General features: G+C 64.9%; 15 protein-coding genes. 13 read left to right on the forward strand and 2 right to left on the reverse strand.

Features of this window, described 5'->3' with window-relative positions:
- Nucleotides 1-171: 171 nt before the first annotated feature.
- Nucleotides 172-2,391 carry a primosomal protein N' gene (locus HMPREF1224_RS30065; protein WP_003103282.1) on the reverse strand — a complete coding sequence of 740 codons (2,220 nt, stop codon included), beginning with the start codon at nucleotides 2,389-2,391 and terminating at the stop codon, nucleotides 172-174.
- Between the two features lie 175 nt (nucleotides 2,392-2,566).
- Here HMPREF1224_RS30065 and rpmE point away from each other — a divergent pair, with 175 nt between their 5' ends.
- The 4 genes from rpmE (at nucleotide 2,567) to HMPREF1224_RS30085 (ending at nucleotide 6,416) form a co-directional block, all read left to right on the forward strand.
- Nucleotides 2,567-2,782, forward strand: coding sequence for a 50S ribosomal protein L31 (rpmE, locus tag HMPREF1224_RS30070; RefSeq protein ID WP_003095846.1), 216 nt, complete (start codon nucleotides 2,567-2,569; stop codon nucleotides 2,780-2,782).
- Between the two features lie 59 nt (nucleotides 2,783-2,841).
- Entirely contained in the window at nucleotides 2,842-3,609 is a 768-nt protein-coding gene (locus HMPREF1224_RS30075; RefSeq protein ID WP_003103280.1) for a thermonuclease family protein, read from the forward strand.
- Nucleotides 3,606-5,045 carry a M48 family metalloprotease gene (locus tag HMPREF1224_RS30080; RefSeq protein WP_010793687.1) on the forward strand — a complete coding sequence of 480 codons (1,440 nt, stop codon included), beginning with the start codon at nucleotides 3,606-3,608 and terminating at the stop codon, nucleotides 5,043-5,045. The genes HMPREF1224_RS30075 and HMPREF1224_RS30080 overlap by 4 nt, the downstream gene beginning before the upstream one ends.
- Nucleotides 5,046-5,147: 102 nt before the next feature.
- On the forward strand, nucleotides 5,148-6,416 hold the full coding sequence (locus HMPREF1224_RS30085) for a malic enzyme (protein ID WP_003103278.1): 1,269 nt from the start codon (nucleotides 5,148-5,150) through the stop codon (nucleotides 6,414-6,416).
- 104 nt (nucleotides 6,417-6,520) lie between these two features.
- On the opposite strand, the gene HMPREF1224_RS30090 is transcribed toward HMPREF1224_RS30085, so the two are convergent.
- Nucleotides 6,521-8,992, reverse strand: a complete 2,472-nt coding sequence (locus HMPREF1224_RS30090; RefSeq protein ID WP_003095841.1) for a penicillin-binding protein 1A — start codon at nucleotides 8,990-8,992, stop codon at nucleotides 6,521-6,523.
- Nucleotides 8,993-9,176: 184 nt separating this feature from the next.
- Between HMPREF1224_RS30090 and pilM the strand changes: the two genes are divergently transcribed.
- From pilM to gltB, 9 genes are all read left to right on the forward strand, one after another.
- Entirely contained in the window at nucleotides 9,177-10,241 is a 1,065-nt protein-coding gene (gene pilM, locus HMPREF1224_RS30095; RefSeq protein ID WP_003110888.1) for a type IV pilus assembly protein PilM, read from the forward strand.
- Nucleotides 10,241-10,837, forward strand: coding sequence for a type 4a pilus biogenesis protein PilN (gene pilN, locus HMPREF1224_RS30100; RefSeq protein ID WP_003095839.1), 597 nt, complete (start codon nucleotides 10,241-10,243; stop codon nucleotides 10,835-10,837). Before pilM ends, pilN begins: the two co-directional genes overlap by 1 nt.
- The gene (pilO, locus tag HMPREF1224_RS30105; protein ID WP_010793688.1) at nucleotides 10,834-11,457 is read left to right on the forward strand and encodes a type 4a pilus biogenesis protein PilO; all 624 of its coding nucleotides are present in this window, start codon (nucleotides 10,834-10,836) and stop codon (nucleotides 11,455-11,457) included. The genes pilN and pilO overlap by 4 nt, the downstream gene beginning before the upstream one ends.
- A complete protein-coding gene (pilP, locus tag HMPREF1224_RS30110; protein ID WP_003095836.1) occupies nucleotides 11,454-11,978 on the forward strand; it encodes a type 4a pilus biogenesis lipoprotein PilP in 525 nt (174 codons plus the stop codon). Before pilO ends, pilP begins: the two co-directional genes overlap by 4 nt.
- Nucleotides 11,979-12,031: 53 nt before the next feature.
- Nucleotides 12,032-14,176: a type 4a pilus secretin PilQ gene (pilQ, locus tag HMPREF1224_RS30115; protein ID WP_003114575.1), complete on the forward strand. Its 2,145-nt coding sequence runs from the start codon at nucleotides 12,032-12,034 to the stop codon at nucleotides 14,174-14,176.
- Between the two features lie 11 nt (nucleotides 14,177-14,187).
- On the forward strand, nucleotides 14,188-14,706 hold the full coding sequence (aroK, locus tag HMPREF1224_RS30120) for a shikimate kinase AroK (RefSeq protein ID WP_003095833.1): 519 nt from the start codon (nucleotides 14,188-14,190) through the stop codon (nucleotides 14,704-14,706).
- A gap of 49 nt (nucleotides 14,707-14,755) precedes the next feature.
- Nucleotides 14,756-15,862 (forward strand): 3-dehydroquinate synthase, encoded by a 1,107-nt coding sequence (gene aroB / locus HMPREF1224_RS30125; RefSeq protein WP_003114574.1) that lies wholly within the window; start codon nucleotides 14,756-14,758, stop codon nucleotides 15,860-15,862.
- Between the two features lie 6 nt (nucleotides 15,863-15,868).
- Nucleotides 15,869-17,524: an AAA family ATPase gene (locus HMPREF1224_RS30130; RefSeq protein WP_003148292.1), complete on the forward strand. Its 1,656-nt coding sequence runs from the start codon at nucleotides 15,869-15,871 to the stop codon at nucleotides 17,522-17,524.
- 224 nt (nucleotides 17,525-17,748) lie between these two features.
- A complete protein-coding gene (gene gltB, locus HMPREF1224_RS30135) occupies nucleotides 17,749-22,194 on the forward strand; it encodes a glutamate synthase large subunit (RefSeq protein ID WP_010793689.1) in 4,446 nt (1,481 codons plus the stop codon).
- Nucleotides 22,195-22,210 lie beyond the last annotated feature (16 nt).

Consider the following 22,210-nt stretch of genomic DNA (forward strand, 5'->3'; position numbering starts at 1 on the left):
GAAGTTCACTCCCCGCGATGTGCGCGGGGTGGCCGGTCGAGGCTCAGAACCGCGCATTATCCGTGGGCGGACAGGCGTTGCCAACCGTTGCGGCGATTAGCCGACAGTTTGCGCCGGACATCGCGGATTCCGGCTGACCCCAGTCAAGCGGGGCGTCTTCCTGGAAGGCGCTCAGAACAGGTCGATCGGATCGATATCGAGCGACCAGCGCACCTGGCGCCCGCCGGGCAACTGTTCGAGGCTCTGCAGCCAGGGCGTCAGCAGGCGATGCAGCGGCGCCCGGCTCATGCACTGCAGCAGCAGTTGCGCGCGGTGCTTGCCGGCACGCCGCTCCATGGGCGCGGGCACCGGCCCGAGCAGTTCCACCTCCGGTCCGCCCATCTGCTCGAGCAATTGCTCGGCGGCACTGCAGGCGCTGTCGAGGAAGGCTTCCGCCTGGCCCGGCTTGTGCGCTTCGGCGCGCAGCAGGGCGAGGTGGGCGAAGGGCGGCAGGCCGGCGGCGCGGCGTTCGCTGAGGGCCTGTTCGGCAAAGGCGAAGTAGCCGTCCTCGGTGAGCTGGACCAGCAGCGGGTGATCGGCCAGGTGGGTCTGGATCAGTACCCGCCCGGGCTCCTCGGCGCGTCCTGCGCGGCCGGCGACCTGGACGATCTGCTGGGCCATGCGTTCGCTGGCGCGGAAGTCGGCGGAAAACAGGCCGCCATCGGCATCGAGGATCGCCACCAGGGTGACCCGTGGGAAGTGGTGCCCCTTGGCGAGCATCTGGGTGCCGACCAGGATGCATGGCTCACCGCTGTTGATGGTGGCGAAGAGGTCGCGCATGGCGTGCTTGCGCGAGGTGCTGTCGCGGTCGATGCGCAGCACCGGATGGTTCGGGAAGAGAATCCGCAGGCGTTCCTCGGCGCGCTCGGTGCCGGCGCCTACCGGGCGCAGGTCGAGCTTGCCGCATTGCGGGCAGTTCATCGGCGGTCGCTGGCGGTGGTCGCAGTGGTGGCAGCGCAACTCGCCGCTGCCCTGGTGCACGGTCATCCGCGCGTCGCAGCGCGGGCATTGGCTGATCCAGCCGCAGTCGTGGCAAAGCAGGGTCGGAGCGAAGCCGCGGCGGTTGAGGAACACCAGTACCTGCTGGCCGGCCGCCAGGGTATCGCCGATGGCCTGTTGCAGCGGACGGGAAAGGCCGGCGTCGAGCGGCATGCTCTTCACGTCGAGGCGGATGAACTTCGGCGGGTGCGCGCCACCGGCGCGCTGGGTCAGGCGCAGCAGGCCGTAGCGGCCGGCCTGGGCGTTGTGCAGGCTTTCCAGGGCGGGCGTGGCCGAACCGAGCAGGATCGGCACGTTCTCCAGGCGTGCGCGTACCAGTGCCAGGTCGCGGGCGTGGTAGCGCAGGCCGTCCTGCTGTTTATAGGAGGCGTCGTGTTCCTCGTCGACGATGATCAGTCCCGGCCGCTTCAATGGAGTGAACAGTGCCGAACGGGTGCCGATGACGATGTCGGCCTCGCCATCCCGGGCGGCGAGCCAGGCGTCGAGGCGCTCGCGGTCGGTCAGGGCCGAATGCAGCAGGGCGATGCGCGCGTTGAAGCGGCGTTCGAAACGCGCCAGGGTCTGCGGCCCCAGGTTGATCTCGGGAATCAGCACCAGGGCCTGGCGGCCTGCGGCCAGGGTTTCGCGGATCAGTTGCAGGTAGACCTCGGTCTTGCCGCTGCCGGTGACCCCGGCCAGCAGGAAGCAATGGAAACCGCCGTGGCTGGCGCGAACCGCCTCGAAGGCGGCGCGCTGCTCGGGGTTCAGCGGCAACTCCGCCTGGGCCAGCCAGCCGCCTTCGCGCGGCGGGGTGCTGTGGCGCCGCACCTCCAGTTCGACCAAGCCTTTTTCCTTGAGCAGGTCGAGGCTGTCCTTGTTTATCTGCAACTGGTTCAGCAACTCATGGGACACCCCGTGCGGATGCTGCTTGAGAATCGCCAGGGCCTGGCGCTGGCGCGGCGCCCGGGCCAGGCGCGGATCGTCGAGGCTGGATTGCGCGGTGGCATGCCAGAAGCGCTGCTGGCGCGCCTCGGCCGGCTCGCCCTGGCGCAACAGGTTGGGCAGCGCCCAGGACAGGGTGTCGCCGAGGCTGTGCTGGTAGTACTGGGCGGTCCAGCGACAGAGTTCGAGCAGGTGCGCCGGCATCGGCGGCTTGGCGTCGAGTACCCTGAGGGCAGGCTTGAGCTTGTCTTCGGGTACTTCGGAACGGTCCGTCACCTCTATCAGAACGCCAACCAGCTCCCGGCGCCCGAACGGCAGCAGCAGGCGAATCCCCGGCTGTAGGGCGCTGCGCGGAATGCCGCGGGGCGCGCGGTAGTCGAACAGGCGGCGGAGTGGCGAAGGCAGGGCTAGGCGTAGGATCAGGTCTGACACTCAGCGGCTTCCGGGGATGAAGGAAACGAGGACTGGGCCGGCGATGTTAGCAGACGACCGGCGGGCGGGGTCGCTTGCATAGATGAATCGGTCTGGTATGATCCACGCCCTTAATTACGTGCGGTGCCTGGTAAACGCGCTGGGTGGCGGCACACAACGCCTCGAGGATTGAATCATGAAAGCGGACATCCATCCGACTTACGAAGCTATCGAAGCTACCTGCAGCTGCGGTAACGTCATCAAGACCCGTTCCACCCTGTGCAAGCCGATCCACCTGGACGTGTGCTCCGAATGCCACCCGTTCTACACCGGCAAGCAGAAGGTGCTGGACACCGGCGGCCGTATCGACCGCTTCAAGCAGCGTTTCGGCGTATTCGGCGCCACCAAGTAAGCCGCTTGCCGCGAACGCGCGCAATGCTACTTGTCGCTGTACCGAGAAAGGCGTCCCTGGTGGGCGCCTTTTTCATGTCCGTGGTTTCCGCCTTCGCCGGTGCGGCGGAGGCCTGCCGGCCTACCGGCGCCTTGCAGAACGTCGAGGTGGCGCGGGTGGTGGACGGCGATACCGTGCGCCTGCGCGATGGCCGCAGCGTGCGGCTGATCGGTATCAACGCGCCTGAGCTGGCGCACAACGGTCGCACCACCGAGCCCTTCGCCGAAGCCGCGAAGCAGCGACTGCAGGCGCTGGTATCGGCCAGCGACGGGCGTCTCGCCCTGCAGCCGGGCCGCCAGGCCCGCGATCACTACGGGCGGACCCTGGCGCACCTGTTCGATGCCAGCGGCGCCAACCTCGAGGCGCGCCTGCTCGGCGAGGGCCTGGGCTACCTGGTGGCGGTCGCGCCGAACACCGAGCTGACGGCCTGTCAGCAAGCGGCGGAACGTGCAGCGCGTTCGGCTAATCTGGGTGTATGGAAGCGTTCGCCGGTGCTTTCGCTCGATCGACTGGCGCAGAGCGGCTTCGCCGTGGTCCGCGGGCGGGTGCTCGAGGTCGAACGCAACCGGGGCGGTATCTGGCTGGAGATGGACGGTCCGCTGGTCCTGCGGATCGAGCCGAAGGTGCTCAAGGCATTCGATGCGAAACGGGTGATGCAGATGGCGGGACGTTCGCTGGAAGTGCGTGGCTGGGTGGTCGATCGTTCCCGCCGTGGCGCTGTGCCGGCCGGCAAGGCGCGCTGGCAGATGTCGGTGACCGATCCGGCGATGCTGGAATGGTTGCCATGAAGACCGCCTGGCTCCTGCTGCTGTTGCTGGGAGTCGGCGCGCTGGGCGGCTGCGCGGTGAACCCGGCCACCGGCAAGAGCGATTTCGTGATGATGAGCGAGCAGCAGGAACTCGGCATGGGCGCTCGCTACAACCAGGAAATCCTCAAGCAGTTCCCCCGCTACAACGATGAAAAGCTCCAGGCCTACGTGCAACGGGTAGGCGAGCGGGTCGCCCGCAGCAGCCACCGCAGCAATCTGCAATATCATTTCACCGTCATCGATTCGCCGGACATCAACGCCTTCGCCCTGCCGGGCGGCTACATCTATATCCATCGCGGACTGATCGCCTACCTTGGCTCCGAGGCCGAACTGGCCGCGGTGCTCGGTCATGAGGTCGGCCACGTCACGGCGCGCCACAGCGTGCGCCAGCAGAGCCAGGCCAGCGCCTGGAACATCCTTGGCCAGGCGGTGGCGATCGGCACCGGGGTCGGTGCCGCCGGCGACCTGGCCAACGTGCTCGGCACGGCCTTCGTCCGCGGCTACGGGCGTGACATGGAACTGGAAGCCGATGGTCTCGGCGCTCAGTACCTGGCCCGCGCCGGCTACGATCCGACGGCGATGATCCAGGTGGTGCGGGTGCTGAAGAACCAGGAGGACTTCGCTCGCGAAGAGGCTGCGCGCAATGGCCAGGCGGTACAGGCCGGCGGCTACCACGGGTTGTTCGATACCCATCCGGACAACGACCGGCGTCTGCAGGAAGTGGTCGGCCCGGCCCGGCAACTGGCCAACGGACAGCAGGAAGTGGGGCGCGAGGTCTTTCTTCGCCATCTGGAAGGCATGCCGTTCGGCGACTCGGCATCGGCCGGGGTGCGTCGCGGGCAGAACTTCTACCATGCCGAGCTGGACTTCACCCTGAGCTATCCGGCGGGCTGGAAGATCCTCAACCAGCCCAGTGCCCTGCTTGGCTATCCGGCGGACGAGCAGTCGTTCATCGGCATGAAGCTGGTGCCCCATGATTCCCGCCTGACGCCCGCGGAGTTCCTGCGCAAGAACGCCGGGCAACGGCTGGCCCAGGAAGAGTCGCTGAAGCAGGCAGGACTGAACGGCTACACGGCGGTGGTGCCAGGCAACCCGGCGCGACGGGTTGCTGTGATCTACCAGGGCGACCGCGCCTACCTGTTCGTCGGCGTGGTCAAGGTCGGTTCCCTGGAGACCCAGGACGACCGCTTCCTCAGCGTGATCCGCAGCTTCCGTCCGCTGCGCGACAAGGAGCGGGCCCTGGCGCAGCCGCGACGCCTGCACCTGGTGCAGGTCAAGGCGGGGCAGACGCTGGAGCAATTGGAGGCTGGCGGCGAGGGGTCATTGAGTGACTCCGTGGCTCGTCTGCGTCTGCTGAATGACCTTTATCCGAGCGGTGAACCCCGTCCGGGCGATTGGCTTAAAGTCGTACGCTAGAGGTCTTGACAGCCGGGTCCTGACGATCTTGTGGGGCGTCGTCTTCTTGCGTATGCTCGGTCGCCCCGTCTGTCCAACAAGCAATAAAGCGGAAGTGCCCAAATGTCCGATCTTAAAACCGCTGCCCTCGAATATCACGCACAACCCCGTCCGGGAAAACTGAGTGTCGAGCTGACCAAACCCACCGCTACCGCCCGGGACCTGTCCCTGGCCTACAGCCCGGGTGTCGCCGAGCCGGTGCGTGAAATCGCCCGCGATGCCGAGCTGGCCTACCAGTACACCGGCAAGGGCAACCTGGTGGCAGTGATTTCCGACGGCACCGCGATTCTCGGCCTGGGTAACCTCGGCCCGCTGGCCTCCAAGCCGGTGATGGAAGGCAAGGGTGTGCTGTTCAAGCGCTTCGCCGGCATCGACGTGTTCGACATCGAGGTCGACGCCGAGAGCCCGCAGGCTTTCATCGATACCGTCAAGCGTATTTCCATCACCTTCGGCGGTATCAACCTCGAGGACATCAAGGCTCCCGAGTGTTTCGAGATCGAGCGCGCGCTGATCGAACAGTGCGACATCCCGGTGTTCCACGATGACCAGCACGGCACCGCCATCGTGACCGCGGCGGGCATGCTCAACGCGCTGGAACTGGCCGGCAAGAAGCTGGAAGAAGCGAAGATCGTCTGCCTCGGCGCCGGCGCTGCCGCCATCTCCTGCATGAAGCTGCTGGTGAGCATGGGCGCCAAGGTCGAGAACATCTACATGATCGACCGCAAGGGCGTGATCCACGCCGGTCGCGACGACCTGAACCAGTACAAGTCGGTGTTCGCCACCGAGACCGACAAGCGCACCCTGGCCGACGCCCTGGAGGGCGCCGACGTGTTCGTCGGCCTGTCCGGCGCCAACCTGCTGGAGCCGGAAGACCTCAAGCGCATGGCGCCGAACCCGATCGTGTTCGCCTGCTCGAACCCGGACCCGGAGATCAAGCCGGAACTGGCCCATGCCACCCGTAACGACGTGATCATGGCTACCGGTCGTTCCGACTATCCGAACCAGGTCAACAACGTGCTCGGTTTCCCCTTCATCTTCCGTGGTGCCCTGGACGTACGTGCCACGCGCATCAACGAAGAGATGAAGATCGCCGCCGCCCTGGCCCTGCGCGACCTGGCCAAGCAGCCGGTCCCGGAAGACGTCTGCGCCGCCTATGGCGTGGACAAGCTGGAATTCGGCCGCGAGTACATCATTCCGAAGCCGATGGACAAGCGCCTGATCACCGTGGTCTCCGATGCCGTGGCCAAGGCTGCCATCGAGACCGGCGTGGCTACCCTGCCGTATCCGAAGAACTATCCGCTGAAATCGGTGGACGACGTCTTCAACGGCTGATCGATCGATCCGCCGGATAAAAAGAAACCCCGCCTTGGCGGGGTTTCTTTTTGCCTGCGCCTCGCGCTCCCGTCGTCGCCAACGAAGCGCAGGCGCCGGCCGGTTCAGAACAGGTCGATCGGCGCGCCTTCGTCATCCGGCAGCGGGCTGCCAGGGAAGCTGCCTGGCGGCAGTTCATTGACCGAGGGCGGGGTATCCTCGTTCTTGAACATCTCGAAATAGGCGCCGGGAGTGCCCGGCGCGGCCGAACGGCCGGTCACCGGGTCGATGCGCAGGCTGACGATGCCTGGCGGCTCGGCCATGGTGTGCATCGGCTTGTCCTTGAGGGCGAAGCCCATGTACCTGATCCAGATCGGCAGCGCGACGGTACCGCCGTACTCGCGGCGACCCAGGGTCTCCGGCTGGTCGAAGCCGACCCAGACGCTGGTCACGTAGTCGGAGTTGTAGCCGGAGAACCAGCCATCCTTGGAATCGTTGGTGGTGCCGGTCTTGCCGGCCAGGTCGGTGCGCTTCAGCGCCAGGGCGCGACGCCCGGTACCGCGCTTGATCACGTCCTGCAGCATGCTGGTCATGATATAGGCGGTACGGGCATCGATGATCCGCTCGGCCGGGGTCGGCTCGAAGGTGGTCTGGGCCTTGGCGGCGACTTGCTGGGCTTCGATCGAACCTTCGCCTTCGGCGCTCTCCGGATGCTCGGGGTCACCAGGATTCCCGGCGTCTTCCGCATCCGGCGCAGCGACCTGTTCTTCCACCGGCACGCGGGGCGGATTGGCCTGGTACAGCACCTGTCCGTCGCGGCTCTCGATGCGTTCGATGACGTACGGATTGACCTTGTAGCCGCCGTTGGCGAATACGCTCCAGGCGCCGGCGATTTCCATCGGTGTGACTGTCGCGGTACCCAGGGCCAGGGAGAAGTTGCGCGGCAGTTCGTCGCGCTGGAAGCCGAACTTGGTGATGTAGCTGATCGCCCGCTCGATGCCCAGGCCCTGCAGGACGCGGATCGAGACCATGTTGCGGGACTTGTACAGGGCTTCGCGCAGCGGGATCGGGCCGAGGAAGGTATTGGTGTCGTTCTTCGGTCGCCAGACCTTGTCCAGGTACTCGTCGACGAACACGATCGGCGCATCGTTGACCAGGCTGGCGGCGGTGAAGCCGTTGTCCAGGGCCGCGCTGTAGATGAACGGCTTGAAACTGGAGCCCGGCTGGCGCTTGGCCTGGATCGCGCGGTTGTAGTTGCTCTGCTCGAAGGAGAAGCCGCCGACCAGCGAGCGGATCGCCCCGTCCTTCGGGTCGAGGGAGATCAGCGCGCTCTGTGCGGCGGGAATCTGTACGAAGCGCAGGGTGCCGTCTTCCTGGCGCTGCACGCGGATCTGGTCGCCGGCCTGGGCCACGTCGGCGGGCTGGCGCGGCATCGGGCCCATGCTGTTGTTGCTGAGGAAGGGGCGTGCCCATTTCATGCTGTCCCAGGTCACGGCTTCTTCCTTGCCGTCGCGGGTCATCACCATGATCCCGCTCTTTTCCACCTGGGTGACGATCGCCGGCTCCAGGCCGCCGATGCTGCGCTGCTGGCCCAGGTGCTTGAGCCAGGCGTCGCGGGTCTGGCCCGGCAGGCGGGTCTCCGGGCCGCGGTAGCCGTGGCGCTGGTCATAGTCGATGAGGCCGTCGCGGACCGATTGGCTGGCGGCGTTCTGCAGGTCGCTGCGGACCGTGGTGATGACCTTGTAGCCCTCGGTATAGGCCTCGCTGCCGTAGCGGCCGACCATCTCGGCACGGGCCATCTCGGCGATGTAGGGCGCATTCAGTTCGGGGGTCTGCACGTGGTAGGAGGCGTTGATCGGCTCCTCGACGGCGGCCTGGTAGCGTTGCTGGTCGATGAAGCCGAGCTTGAGCATGCGCTCGAGGATCCAGTTGCGCCGCTCCGTACTGCGGGTCGGGTTGACCAGCGGGTTGTAGCGCGAGGGCGCTTTCGGCAGGCCGGCGATCATCGCCATCTCGGCCAGGCTCAAGTCTTTGATCGGCTTGCCGTAATAGACCTGTGCGGCAGCCTCGATGCCATAGGCACGGTTGCCCAGGTAGATCTTGTTGACGTAGAGCTCGAGGATCTCGTCCTTGGTCAGCTGTCGCTCGATCTGCAGGGCCAGGAGGATTTCATTGATCTTTCGCGAGAAGCTTCTTTCATTGGTAAGGAAGTAGTTCTTCGCTACCTGCATGGTGATGGTGCTGCCGCCAGTCTGGATGTGACCGCTTTTCAATAATTGCGCGGCGGCGCGCATTAGGCTTTTCACATCGACGCCATAATGGTTGGCGAAATTGTCGTCCTCGGCGGACAGCAGGGCATGGATGAAGTCCTGCGGGATGTCGGCGAAGCGGATCGGCGTCCGGCGCATCTCGCCGAACTCGGAGATCAGCTTGCCGTCCTCGCTGTAGACCTTGAGGGGGATCTGCAGCTGGACGTTACGCAGAGCTTCCACCGAGGGCAGGCTGGGACTCAGATAGAGATAGGCGCCGCTGAAACTGAGCAGCACTCCACAAATCAGGGTGACGCAAGTCCACCACAGGAACTTCAGCAGGCGCATGGGTAGATTCGGATTTCCAGGAAAAAGAAAGAGTTAAGCGAATAGGACAGGAAAAAGGCAAAAGCTGTTCACATTATAAGCAATTTTTCTGTGACCTAGCCATTTGCCTGGCCTTCGGCTCTGGTATCTAATGTGAAAAAAGAAGAATCGTTCGTAAGTATTGAACGCTAATAGGGAATTGGTCGTGCTAGGGCTCATAAAGAAGAAAGCGAACACCTTGCTGGGGATCGACATCAGCTCGACCTCGGTAAAGCTCCTTGAGTTGAGCCGCTCCGGAGGCCGCTACAAAGTGGAGGCCTATGCCGTCGAGCCGCTTCCGCCGAATGCAGTCGTGGAAAAGAACATCGTCGAGCTGGAAGGGGTCGGCCAGGCGTTGTCACGGGTGCTGGTCAAGGCGAAAACCAACCTGAAGTCGGCCGTGGTCGCCGTCGCCGGTTCGGCGGTGATCACCAAGACCATCGAGATGGAGGCCGGGCTTTCCGAGGATGAACTGGAAAACCAGCTGAAGATCGAGGCCGACCAGTACATCCCCTATCCGCTGGAGGAAGTCGCCATCGACTTCGAGGTCCAGGGGCTCTCCGCGCGCAATCCCGAGCGCGTGGACGTACTCCTGGCCGCCTGTCGGAAAGAAAACGTCGAGGTTCGCGAAGCGGCCCTGGCGCTGGCCGGCCTGACCGCCAAGGTGGTCGACGTCGAGGCCTACGCGCTGGAGCGCTCCTATGCGCTGCTGAGCAGCCAGCTGGGTGCCGACACCGACCAGTTGACCGTGGCGGTAGTGGACATCGGCGCGACCATGACCACCCTGAGCGTCCTGCACAACGGACGCACCATCTATACCCGCGAACAGCTGTTCGGCGGTCGCCAGCTCACCGAGGAGATCCAGCGGCGTTACGGACTCTCGGTGGAGGAAGCCGGTCTCGCCAAGAAGCAGGGCGGTCTTCCGGATGACTACGACAGCGAAGTTCTGCGTCCGTTCAAGGACGCCGTGGTGCAGCAGGTTTCCCGCTCGCTGCAGTTCTTCTTCGCCGCCGGACAGTTCAACGACGTCGACTACATCGTCCTGGCGGGCGGTACGGCGTCTATCCAGGATCTCGATCGGTTGATCCAGCAGAAGATCGGCACCCCGACCCTGGTCGCCAACCCGTTCGCCGACATGGCGCTGAACGGCAAGGTGAATGCCGGCGCCCTGGCCAGCGACGCTCCGGCGTTGATGATCGCCTGTGGCCTGGCGTTGAGGAGTTTCGACTGATGGCACGGATCAACCTTCTACCCTGGCGCGAAGAGCTGCGCGAGCAGCGCAAGCAGCAGTTCCTGGTGATTCTTGGCGGCGTCCTGGTGGCATCGGCTGCGCTGGTATTCCTTGGCGACCAGTACTTCACCGCGGCCATCGAGAACCAGAACGCCCGCAACGACTTCCTGCGCAAGGAAATCGTCGTACTCGACGCCCGGATCAAGGAAATCAGCGAACTGAAGTCGCGGCGCCAGCAATTGCTCGAGCGGATGAAGATCATCCAGGACCTGCAGGGCAACCGTCCCATCATCGGACGGGTGTTCGACCAGCTCGTGCGGACCTTGCCCGACGGCGTGTATTTCACCGACCTGAAGATGACCGGCAAGAACATCGCCATCGCCGGCGCGGCCGAGTCCAACAACCGCGTTTCCAATCTCATGCGCAACATGGACGCGTCCGAGTGGCTGACCGCCCCGACCCTGAACGAGGTCAAGGCGGTGACCCAGGGCGCGGTGGACCAGGCCAACGTGTTCCAACTGACCGTGCAGCAGACGCAGCCCGGCGAGGAAGACGCCAAGGCGAAGCATGGGGTTGCGCAAGGAGCCAAGAAATGAGTCTGGCCAGTTCCCTGGAAAGTCTGCGCAAGATCGATATCAACGATCTCGACCTGAACAACATCGGTTCCTGGCCGGCGGCGGTCAAGGTCATCGTCTGCGTGCTGCTGACCGCGGCGGTCCTGGCGCTGGGCTACAACTTCCATCTGAGCGACATGCAGGCTCAGCTCGAACAGCAGGCCGCGGAAGAGGAGACGCTCAAGCAGCAGTTCTCCACCAAGGCCTTCCAGGCCGCGAACCTGGAAGCCTACAAGGCACAGATGAAGGAGATGGAAGAGTCCTTTGGCGCCTTGCTGCGGCAGTTGCCCAGCGACACCGAGGTACCCGGGCTGCTCGAGGACATCACTCGTACCGGCCTGGGCAGCGGCCTGGAGTTCGAGGAAATCAAGCTGCTTCCCGAGGTTGCCTACCAGTTCTACATCGAGCTGCCGATCCAGATCAGCGTGGTCGGCGGCTACCACGACCTGGCGACCTTCGTCAGCGGCGTGTCCAGCCTGCCGCGGATCGTCACCCTGCATGACTTCGAGATCAAGCCGGTCGCGCCCGGCAGCACGTCCAAGCTGCGCATGAGCATCCTGGCCAAGACCTATCGCTACAACGACAAGGGGCTGAAGAAATGAGAGCCCGCCTGATTCTGAGCAGCCTGCTGCTCGCCAGCCTGGCCGGATGCGGCGGCGGTTCCGATTTCGCCGATCTGCAGTCCTACATGGACGAGGTTCGCGCCCGGCCCAAGGGCACCATCGAGCCGTTGCCGAAGTTCCAGCCGTACGAGGCCTTCACCTATAGCGCCGCGTCGCTACGCAGCCCGTTCCAGCCGCCGGTGAAGATCGACCTGACCGTGCGGCAGAAGGGCAACAAGGTGATCAAGCCCGACGAGACGCGGGTCAAGCAGTTCCTGGAAGGCTTCAACATCGAGACCTTCGAGATGGTCGGCACCCTGTCCAACGCCCAGGGCACCTTCGCCCTGGTGAAGGGCGCGGGTGGCGTGCACCGGGTGAGGGTCGGGGACTACCTGGGGCGCAACGACGGCAAGGTCGTCGGCATCAGCGAAGGAAAAATAGACGTGATCGAAATCGTTCCTGACGGAGAGGGGAACTGGCTGGAGCGTCCGCGCAGCCTGACTCTCAAGGAACGCTCCTGAGGGCGGGGAAAAACATGCATAACCAACAGCAGTCTGTACAACGGAGTCGGACGATGAACAGTGGCCTCTCGCGCCTCGGGATCGCTTTGCTGGCCGCCATGTTCGCGCCGGCATTGCTCGCCGCGGACCTGGAGAAACTCGACGTGGCGGCACTGCCTGGCGACCGGGTCGAGCTAAAGCTGCAGTTCGACGAGCCCGTCGCCGCACCGCGTGGCTATACCATCGAGCAGCCGGCGCGAATCGCCCTCGATCTGCCGGGGGTGCAGAACAAGCTCGGCACCAAGAATCGCGAGCTGAGCGTGGGCAATACGCGCAGCGTCACGGTGGTCGAGGCGAAGGATCGCACACGGTTGATCATCAACCTGACCGCGCTGTCGTCCTACACCACCCGGGTGGAAGGCAACAACCTCTTCGTGGTGGTCGGCAATTCGCCGGCCGGCGCCAGCGTCGCTTCCGCCGCTCCGGTCAAGGCAAGCCCGGCTCCGGCCAGCTATGCCCAGCCGATCAAGCCCAAGCCGTACGTGCCGGCGGGTCGTGCCATCCGCAACATCGATTTCCAGCGTGGCGAAAAGGGCGAGGGCAACGTGGTCATCGACCTGTCCGACCCGACCTTGAGCCCGGATATCCAGGAGCAGGGCGGCAAGATCCGCCTGGACTTCGCCAAGACCCAGCTGCCGGATGCGCTGCGGGTTCGCCTGGACGTCAAGGACTTCGCCACGCCGGTGCAGTTCGTCAACGCCAGCGCGCAATCCGACCGTACCAGCATCACCATCGAGCCGAGCGGGCTCTACGACTACCTGGTCTACCAGACCGACAATCGCCTGACCGTCAGCATCAAGCCGATGACCACGGAAGATGCCGAGCGGCGCAAGAAGGACAATTTCGCCTATACCGGCGAGAAACTGTCGCTGAACTTCCAGGACATCGACGTGCGTTCGGTACTGCAACTGATCGCCGACTTCACCGACCTGAATCTGGTGGCCTCGGATACCGTGCAGGGCAATATCACCCTGCGCCTGCAGAACGTGCCGTGGGACCAGGCGCTGGACCTGGTACTGAAGACCAAGGGCCTGGACAAGCGCAAGCTCGGCAACGTACTGCTGGTGGCCCCGGCCGACGAGATCGCCGCCCGTGAGCGCCAGGAGCTGGAAGCGCAGAAGCAGATCGCCGAGTTGGCGCCACTGCGCCGGGAACTGATCCAGGTGAACTACGCCAAGGCCGCGGACATCGCCAAGCTGTTCCAGTCGGTGACCAGCGATGGTGGCCAGGAAGGCAAGGAAGGCGGGCGCGGCTCGATCACCGTCGACGACCGCACCAACAGCATCATCGCCTATCAGCCCCAGGAGCGACTGGACGAACTGCGGCGGATCGTTTCGCAGCTGGATATTCCGGTGCGCCAGGTGATGATCGAGGCACGCATCGTCGAGGCCAACGTCGGTTACGACAAGAGTCTCGGTGTGCGCTGGGGCGGCGCTTATCACAAGGGCAACTGGAGCGGCTACGGCAAGGACGGCAATATCGGGATCAAGGACGAGGACGGCATGAACTGCGGCCCGATCGCCGGTAGCTGTACCTTCCCGACCACGGGTACCAGCAAGTCGCCGTCGCCGTTCGTCGACCTCGGTGCCAAGGATGCTACCTCCGGGATCGGCATCGGCTTCATCACCGACAACATCATCCTCGACCTGCAACTGTCGGCGATGGAAAAGACCGGCAACGGCGAGATCGTCTCCCAACCCAAGGTCGTGACCTCGGACAAGGAAACCGCGAAGATCCTCAAGGGCTCGGAAGTCCCCTACCAGGAGGCCAGTTCCAGCGGCGCTACCAGCACCTCGTTCAAGGAAGCCGCGCTGTCCCTCGAGGTGACCCCGCAGATCACCCCGGACAACCGGATCATCGTCGAAGTCAAGGTGACCAAGGACGCGCCGGATTACCAGAATATGTTGAACGGCGTACCTCCTATCAACAAGAACGAGGTCAACGCCAAGATCCTGGTCAACGACGGCGAGACCATCGTCATCGGCGGCGTGTTCAGTAACGAGCAGAGCAAGTCGGTGGAGAAGGTGCCGTTCCTCGGCGAACTGCCTTACCTGGGGCGGCTGTTCCGGCGTGATACCGTCACCGACCGGAAAAACGAACTTCTGGTTTTCCTGACACCGCGGATCATGAATAATCAGGCCATCGCAATCGGTCGCTGATATCGAACAACGTGGTCAACCTGATCCTCGTCGGCCCGATGGGTGCTGGAAAGAGCACCATCGGGCGCCTGCTCGCCAAGGAGCTGCATCTCGCGTTCAAGGACTCCGACAAGGAGATCGAACAGCGGTGCGGCGCGAATATCCCATGGATCTTCGATGTCGAGGGCGAGGTCGGTTTCCGCGAGCGTGAGCAGGCCATGCTCACCGAACTCTGCGCCGCCGACGGCATGGTGATCGCCACCGGCGGCGGGGCGGTGATGCGCGACGGTAACCGCCAGGTGCTGCGCGCCGGTGGCCGGGTTGTGTACCTGCATGCCTCGGTCGAGCACCAGATCGCGCGCACGGCGCGGGACCGCAACCGCCCCTTGTTGCAGAAGCCCAACCCAGGACAGATCCTCCGCGACCTGATGGCGCTGCGCGACCCGCTCTACCGCGAAATCGCCGATGTGGTGGTGGAGACCGACGAAAGGCCGCCGCGCCTGGTCGTCCAGGAAATTCTCGAACGCCTGCGCAAGTTGCCGCCCCGCTGAGGCGCGGCGAATTGCGTTATCCTATTGCCCTTTCCTGTCTGGGGGCCTCATGCGCACACTTCACGTCGATCTAGGCGAGCGTAGCTATCCCATTTACATCGGTGAAAACCTGCTGGGCGACGCCCGCTGGTTCGCGCCGCATATCGTCGGTCGCCGGGTCGCGGTGATCAGCAACGAAACGGTCGCTCCTCTCTATCTGGAAACCCTGCTCAAGGCACTGCAAGGCCACGAGGTCACCCCTGTGGTGCTGCCCGACGGCGAGGCCTACAAGCAGTGGGAAACCCTGCAACTGATCTTCGATGTCCTGCTGAAGGAGCGGCATGACCGCAAGACTACCCTGATCGCCCTGGGCGGCGGCGTCATCGGTGACATGGCCGGTTTCGCCGCGGCCTGCTACCAGCGTGGGGTCAACTTCATCCAGGTGCCGACCACCCTGTTGTCCCAGGTCGACTCCTCGGTGGGCGGCAAGACCGGGATCAACCATCCGTTGGGCAAGAACATGATCGGTGCGTTCTACCAGCCCCAGGCGGTGGTCATCGACACCGCGTCGCTGAAGACGCTGCCGTCCCGCGAGCTGTCCGCCGGGCTGGCGGAGGTGATCAAGTACGGTTTCATTTGCGACGAACCGTTCATCACCTGGCTGGAAGCGCACATGGATGCCTTGCTGGCACTGGAGCCGACCGTTGTCACCGAGGCCATCGAGCGCTCTTGCGCGGCGAAGGCCCGCGTGGTGGGCGCCGACGAGCGCGAGTCGGGCGTGCGTGCCACGCTGAACCTCGGCCATACCTTCGGTCACGCGATCGAGACCCAGCAAGGTTACGGCGTCTGGTTGCACGGCGAAGCGGTAGGGGCGGGAACCGTGATGGCACTCGAGATGTCGCATCGGTTGGGTTGGCTGAGCGCCGCCGAGCGCGATCGCGGTATCCGTCTGCTGCGCCGGGCTGGCCTGCCCGTGGTACCGCCGGCCGAGATGACGGCGGAAGATTTTATGGAACACATGGCCGTCGACAAGAAAGTGCTCGATGGCCGCCTGCGTCTGGTTTTGCTGCAAGGACTGGGGAATGCCGTGGTCACCGGCGATTTTCCCCGTGAGATCTTGGACGCGACCCTGCGCACCGACTATCGGGCCTTGGCCGACCAGCTTGGAGATGAATGAGGTCCCATGACCAGCTTGCATGCCGATGAGGCCTTCCTGGGCCACTACCAATTCAGTCACGACCCGTTCGCGCCGCGCGTTCCGGGTTTCAAGTTCTTCCCGGCGCAGCGCAAGCCGGTGCTCGGCCAGTTGCACCATCTGGCCCGCTACAGCCAGCTCCTGCTGCTGGTCACCGGGCCCCTGGGCAGCGGCAAGACCCTGTTGCGCCAGGCGCTGGTGGCCAGCACCAACAAGGATGCGGTCCTCAGCGTGGTGATCTCGGCGCGCACCGCCGCCGACGAGACTTCGTTGCTGCGCCAGGTGGCGCAGGGCCTGAGCATCAACCAGGCGAGCCTGGAGGCGATCCTGACCAAGGTGGCGCAGCTGGCGATCACCGGGCAGGACGTCTACCTGATGGTGGACGATGCCGAGCAGCTCCAGGACAGCGCGCTGGAAGTGCTGTTGCTGCTGGCTTCCGGCACCAACGAGGGACGCCTGCATGTATTCCTGTTCGGTGAGCCGTCGTTGCTGCCGCGCCTGGAGGTGTTTTCCGAGGGTGAGGAGCGCTTCCATGCCATCGAGTTGCAGCCATACAGCGAAGAGGAAACCCGCGACTACCTGGCCCAGCGTCTCGAGGGCGCCGGGCAGGGCATCGAGCTGATTTCCAACGACCTGCTGGTGGACATCCACGAGCAGTCGGAAGGCTGGCCGGGAGCGATCAACCAGGTCGCCCGCGATGCCCTGATCGAAGCGATGCTGGCCAATCGTGGCGCAGCGCGCAAGGCAACCGGAGGGTCTTTCAACTTGCCCAAGAAGCATCTGGTGATTCTTGCGGTCGTGGCCATCGGCGTGATCGCCGCCTGGTTCATGCAAGGCAAGAGCAAGCCGGAGGCGCCGCAGACCGCCTCTACCGAATTGTCCATGAATGGCGCTACGCCGGCCCAGGCCCAGCAGCCGGGCAGCGGCCCGGCCGTGGAGTTCAACGGCTCCAGCCAGCCGTTGCCGCTACCGTTGGTCGGCGAGTCGCAGCCGGTCATTCGCGAGCCGCTGGCCCAGGCCGCCGGGCAAGGTGGCGACGACGAAGGCGGCCTGCCGTCCGCCGCGGTGCCGCCTACCGTTTCCAGCTCGGCTCCTCCGGTGACGCCGCTGGCCAACAACGGCGTCACGCCGATGCATCCGGTGCCGCCGGCGCCGACCGAACCGACCGCGCCTGCGGCGACCCCGACTCCGACGCAGACCCCGGCACCGGCCGCGCCGGTCGCCAGCGCCCCGGCCAGCAAGCCGGCCCCGGCCCCCGCTCCGGCCAAGCCTGCGGCGAGCAAGCCGGCCACCACCGCCGCGGCGAAGCCGGCCCCGGCTCCGGCCGCCAAGCCGGCCAGCGGTGGCGGTGCGGGAAGCCAGTGGTATCGCAACCAGTCTGGTGGTAACTTCGCCCTGCAGATCCTCGGTACCGGCTCCGAAGCCAATGCCCAGGCGTTCATTCGCCAGCAGGGCGGCGGCGATTTCCGCTACTTCAAGAAAACCCTGCAAGGCAAGCCGTTCTACGTCGTCACCTATGGCAGCTTCCCGAACCGTGCCGCCGCCCTGGCCGCAGTGAAAAAACTGCCGTCCAAGGTGCAGGCCGGCAAGCCGTGGCCGCGTACCTTCGCCAGCATCCAGCAGGAGATCGGCCAGGCGCATTGATCCGACCTGCCGTCGCCTCTTGACGAAACTCGCTAGTCGTTAGCATGACCGGCGGGTTTCGTCTTTCATTTTGGCGACATTGAATTTCATTTTCTCGCCGCAAAATTTGTGAGGCCTTGTGCACCTATGTACAATGGCCTCCCTTTGCCTGTCGAAAACTCGCCGCATGAGCGGGTGACAGGCGAAGTAGATGACTAAAAAAGTTTTGCCGGTGAGAGTTCCTTATGAAAGCAGGTCTGTACCATCCTGAAACGTTCAAGGATAACTGCGGATTTGGCCTGATCGCCCATATGCAGGGCGAGCCGAGCCATCAACTTCTGCAAACCGCAATCGAAGCACTGACCTGCATGACCCACCGCGGTGGGATCAATGCCGATGGCAAGACCGGGGACGGCTGCGGGCTGCTGATCCAGAAGCCCGACCTGTTCCTGCGTGCCGTCGCCAGGGAAGCCTTTTCTGTCGACCTGCCCGAGCAATACGCGGTGGGCATGGTGTTCTTCAACCAGGACCCGGTGAAAGCCGAGGCGGCACGCGAGAACATGAATCGCGAGATCGTCGCCGCCGGACTGGAGCTGGTCGGCTGGCGCAAGGTGCCGATCGATACCAGCGTTCTCGGCCGCCTGGCGCTGGAGCGCCTGCCGCAGATCGAACAGGTGTTCATCGGCGGCGCCGGCCTGAGCGACCAGGACTTCGCCATCAAGCTGTTCAGCGCACGGCGCCGCTCGTCGGTGGCCAACGCCGCCGACAGCGACCACTACATCTGCAGCTTTTCGCACAAGACCATCATCTACAAGGGCCTGATGATGCCGGCCGACCTGGCCGCCTTCTATCCGGACCTTGGCGACGAGCGCCTGCAGACCGCGATCTGCGTATTCCACCAGCGCTTCTCCACCAACACCCTGCCGAAATGGCCGCTGGCGCAGCCGTTCCGCTTCCTCGCCCACAACGGCGAGATCAACACCATCACCGGCAACCGCAACTGGGCCCAGGCGCGGCGGACCAAGTTCACCAACGAACTGATCCCCGACCTGGAAGAGCTCGGCCCGCTGGTGAACCGCGTCGGCTCCGACTCGTCGAGCATGGACAACATGCTCGAACTGATGGTCACCGGCGGCATGGACCTGTTCCGCGGCCTGCGCATGATCATCCCGCCGGCCTGGCAGAACGTCGAAACCATGGACGCCGACCTGCGCGCGTTCTACGAGTACAACTCGCTGCACATGGAGCCCTGGGATGGCCCCGCCGGCGTCGTGCTGACCGACGGTCGCTATGCCGTCTGCCTGCTCGACCGCAATGGCCTGCGCCCGTCGCGCTGGGTCACCACGAAGAACGGCTACATCACCCTGGCTTCGGAAATCGGCGTCTGGGACTACAAGCCCGAGGACGTCATCGCCAAGGGTCGCGTCGGCCCGGGGCAGATCCTCGCGGTGGACACCGAGACCGGCCAGGTCCTGCACAGCGACGACATCGACAACCGCCTGAAGTCGCGCCATCCCTACAAGCAGTGGCTGCGGCAGAATGCCCTGCGCATCCAGGCGACCCTGGACGACGACCATGGCGTGGCCAGCTACGACGCCGACCAGCTCAAGCAATTCATGAAGATGTTCCAGGTCACCTTCGAGGAGCGTGACCAGGTGCTGCGTCCGCTCGGCGAGCAGGGCCAGGAAGCGGTGGGCTCCATGGGCGACGATACGCCGATGGCGATCCTCTCCCGGCGCATCCGCTCTCCGTACGATTACTTCCGCCAGCAATTCGCCCAGGTCACCAACCCGCCGATCGACCCGCTGCGCGAAGCCATCGTGATGTCCCTGGAAACCTGCCTGGGCGTCGAGCAGAACATCTTCGAGGAAGCCCCGCACCATGCCAACCAGGCGATCCTCACCACTCCGGTGATCTCGCCGGCGAAGTGGCGGACCATCATGACCCTGGACCGCCCGGGCTTCGACCGCCACTTCATCGACCTCAACTACGACGAGTCGGTGGGCCTGGAGGCCGCGGTGCGCAACATCGCCGACCAGGCCGAGGAAGCCGTGCGCGGCGGCAAGGTGCTGCTGATCCTCAGCGACCGCCATATCGCTCCCGGCAAACTGCCGGTGCATGCTGCCCTGGCCGTCGGTGCGGTGCATCACCGCCTGGTGCAGACCGGGCTGCGCTGCGACTCCAACATCCTGGTGGAGACCGCCACCGCCCGCGATCCGCACCATTTCGCGGTGCTGATCGGCTTCGGCGCCTCGGCGGTCTATCCGTTCCTCGCCTACGAGGTGCTGGCCGACCTGATCCGCACCGGTGAAGTGCTGGGCGACCTCTACGAGGTGTTCAAGTACTACCGCAAGGGGATCTCCAAGGGCCTGATGAAGATTCTCTCGAAGATGGGCATCTCCACCGTCGCGTCCTACCGTGGCGCGCAGCTGTTCGAGGCGGTGGGCCTGTCCGACGAGGTCACCGACCTGTGCTTCACCGGAGTCGCCAGCCGCATCCAGGGCGCGCGCTTCGTCGATATCGAGAACGAGCAGAAGCTCCTGGCCGCCGAGGCCTGGAGCAACCGCAAGCCGATCCAGCAGGGCGGCTTGCTGAAGTTCGTCTATGGCGGCGAATACCACGCCTACAACCCGGATGTGGTGAATACCCTGCAGGCTGCCGTGCAGCAGGGCGACTACGAGAAGTTCAAGGAATACACCGCGCTGGTGGACCAGCGCCCAGTGTCGATGATCCGCGACCTGTTGCAGGTGAAGACCGCCGCGCAGCCGCTGGCGCTCGACGAGGTGGAGCCGCTGGAAGCCATCTTCAAGCGCTTCGATGCCGCCGGGATTTCCCTCGGCGCGCTGTCGCCGGAGGCCCACGAGGCGCTGGCCGAGGCGATGAACACCCTGGGCGGTCGCTCCAACTCCGGCGAGGGCGGCGAGGACCCGGCGCGCTACGGCACGCTGAAGAGTTCGAAGATCAAGCAGGTGGCTACCGGCCGCTTCGGCGTGACCCCGGAATACCTGGTCAACGCCGAGGTCCTGCAGATCAAGGTGGCCCAGGGCGCCAAGCCCGGCGAGGGCGGCCAGTTGCCGGGCGGCAAGGTCAACGGCCTGATCGCCCGCCTGCGCTATGCGGTGCCCGGCGTGACCCTGATCTCGCCGCCGCCGCACCACGACATCTACTCCATCGAAGACCTGGCACAGCTGATCTTCGACCTCAAGCAGGTCAACCCGCAGGCGCTGGTATCGGTGAAGCTGGTATCCGAGCCGGGCGTCGGCACCATCGCCGCCGGCGTGGCCAAGGCCTATGCGGACCTGATCACCATCTCCGGCTACGACGGCGGTACCGGTGCCTCGCCGATCACCTCGATCAAGTACGCCGGCTCGCCCTGGGAACTGGGCCTGGCGGAAACCCACCAGACCCTGCGCGGCAACGACCTGCGCGGCAAGGTCCGGGTGCAGACCGATGGCGGCCTGAAGACCGGCCTGGACGTGATCAAGGCGGCCATTCTCGGCGCCGAGAGCTTCGGCTTCGGCACCGCGCCGATGATCGCCCTGGGCTGCAAGTACCTGCGCATCTGCCACCTGAACAACTGCGCCACCGGCGTGGCGACGCAGAACGACAAGTTGCGCAAGGACCACTTCATCGGCACCACCGCGATGGTGATCAACTTCTTCACCTTCATCGCCACGGAAACCCGCGAGTGGCTGGCGCGCCTCGGCGTGCGCAGCCTGGGCGAGCTGATCGGCCGCACCGACCTGCTGGAGATCCTCCCCGGCGAGACCGCCAAGCAGCAGAATCTGGATCTCGCTCCGTTGCTGGGCAGTGAGCTGATCCCGGCCGACAAGCCGCAGTTCTGCGAGGTGGAGAAAAACCCGCCGTTCGACCAGGGCCTGCTGGCCGAGAAGATGGTCGAGCTGTCGAAGGCCGCCATCGAAGGCCTGAGCGGCGGCGAGTACGAGCTGGACATCTGCAACTGCGACCGATCCATCGGCGCGCGGGTATCCGGCGAGATCGCCCGCCTGCACGGCAACCAGGGCATGGCCAAGGCACCGCTGGTGTTCCGTTTCAAGGGCACCGCGGGACAGAGCTTCGGCGTGTGGAACGCCGGTGGCCTGCACCTGTACCTGGAAGGCGACGCCAACGACTACGTAGGCAAGGGCATGACCGGCGGCAAGCTGGTGATCACCCCGCCCAAGGGCAGTCCGTTCAAGACCCAGGAATCGGCCATCGTCGGCAACACCTGCCTGTACGGCGCCACCGGCGGCAAGCTGTTCGCCGCCGGAACCGCCGGCGAGCGCTTCGCCGTGCGCAACTCCGGTTCCCATGCGGTGGTGGAAGGTACCGGCGACCACTGCTGCGAATACATGACCGGCGGTTTCGTCTGCGTGCTGGGCAAGACCGGCTACAACTTCGGCTCCGGCATGACCGGGGGCTTCGCCTACGTCCTCGACATGGACAACACTTTCGTCGACCGCGTGAACCACGAGCTGGTGGAAATCCAGCGGATCAGCGGCGAGGCGATGGAGGCCTATCGCAGCCACCTGCGCAAGGTCCTGGTCGAGTACGTGAACGAAACGGCAAGCGAGTGGGGCGCGAACATCCTGGAAAACCTGGATGACTACCTGCGTCGGTTCTGGCTGGTGAAACCGAAGGCGGCCAGCCTCGGTTCGCTGCTGACCAGCACCCGTGCCAACCCGCAATAAGCGCCCGAAGTTGTGA

The organism is Pseudomonas sp. P179, assembly GCF_000478485.2.
Classification (GTDB): Bacteria; Pseudomonadota; Gammaproteobacteria; order Pseudomonadales; family Pseudomonadaceae; genus Pseudomonas; species Pseudomonas aeruginosa.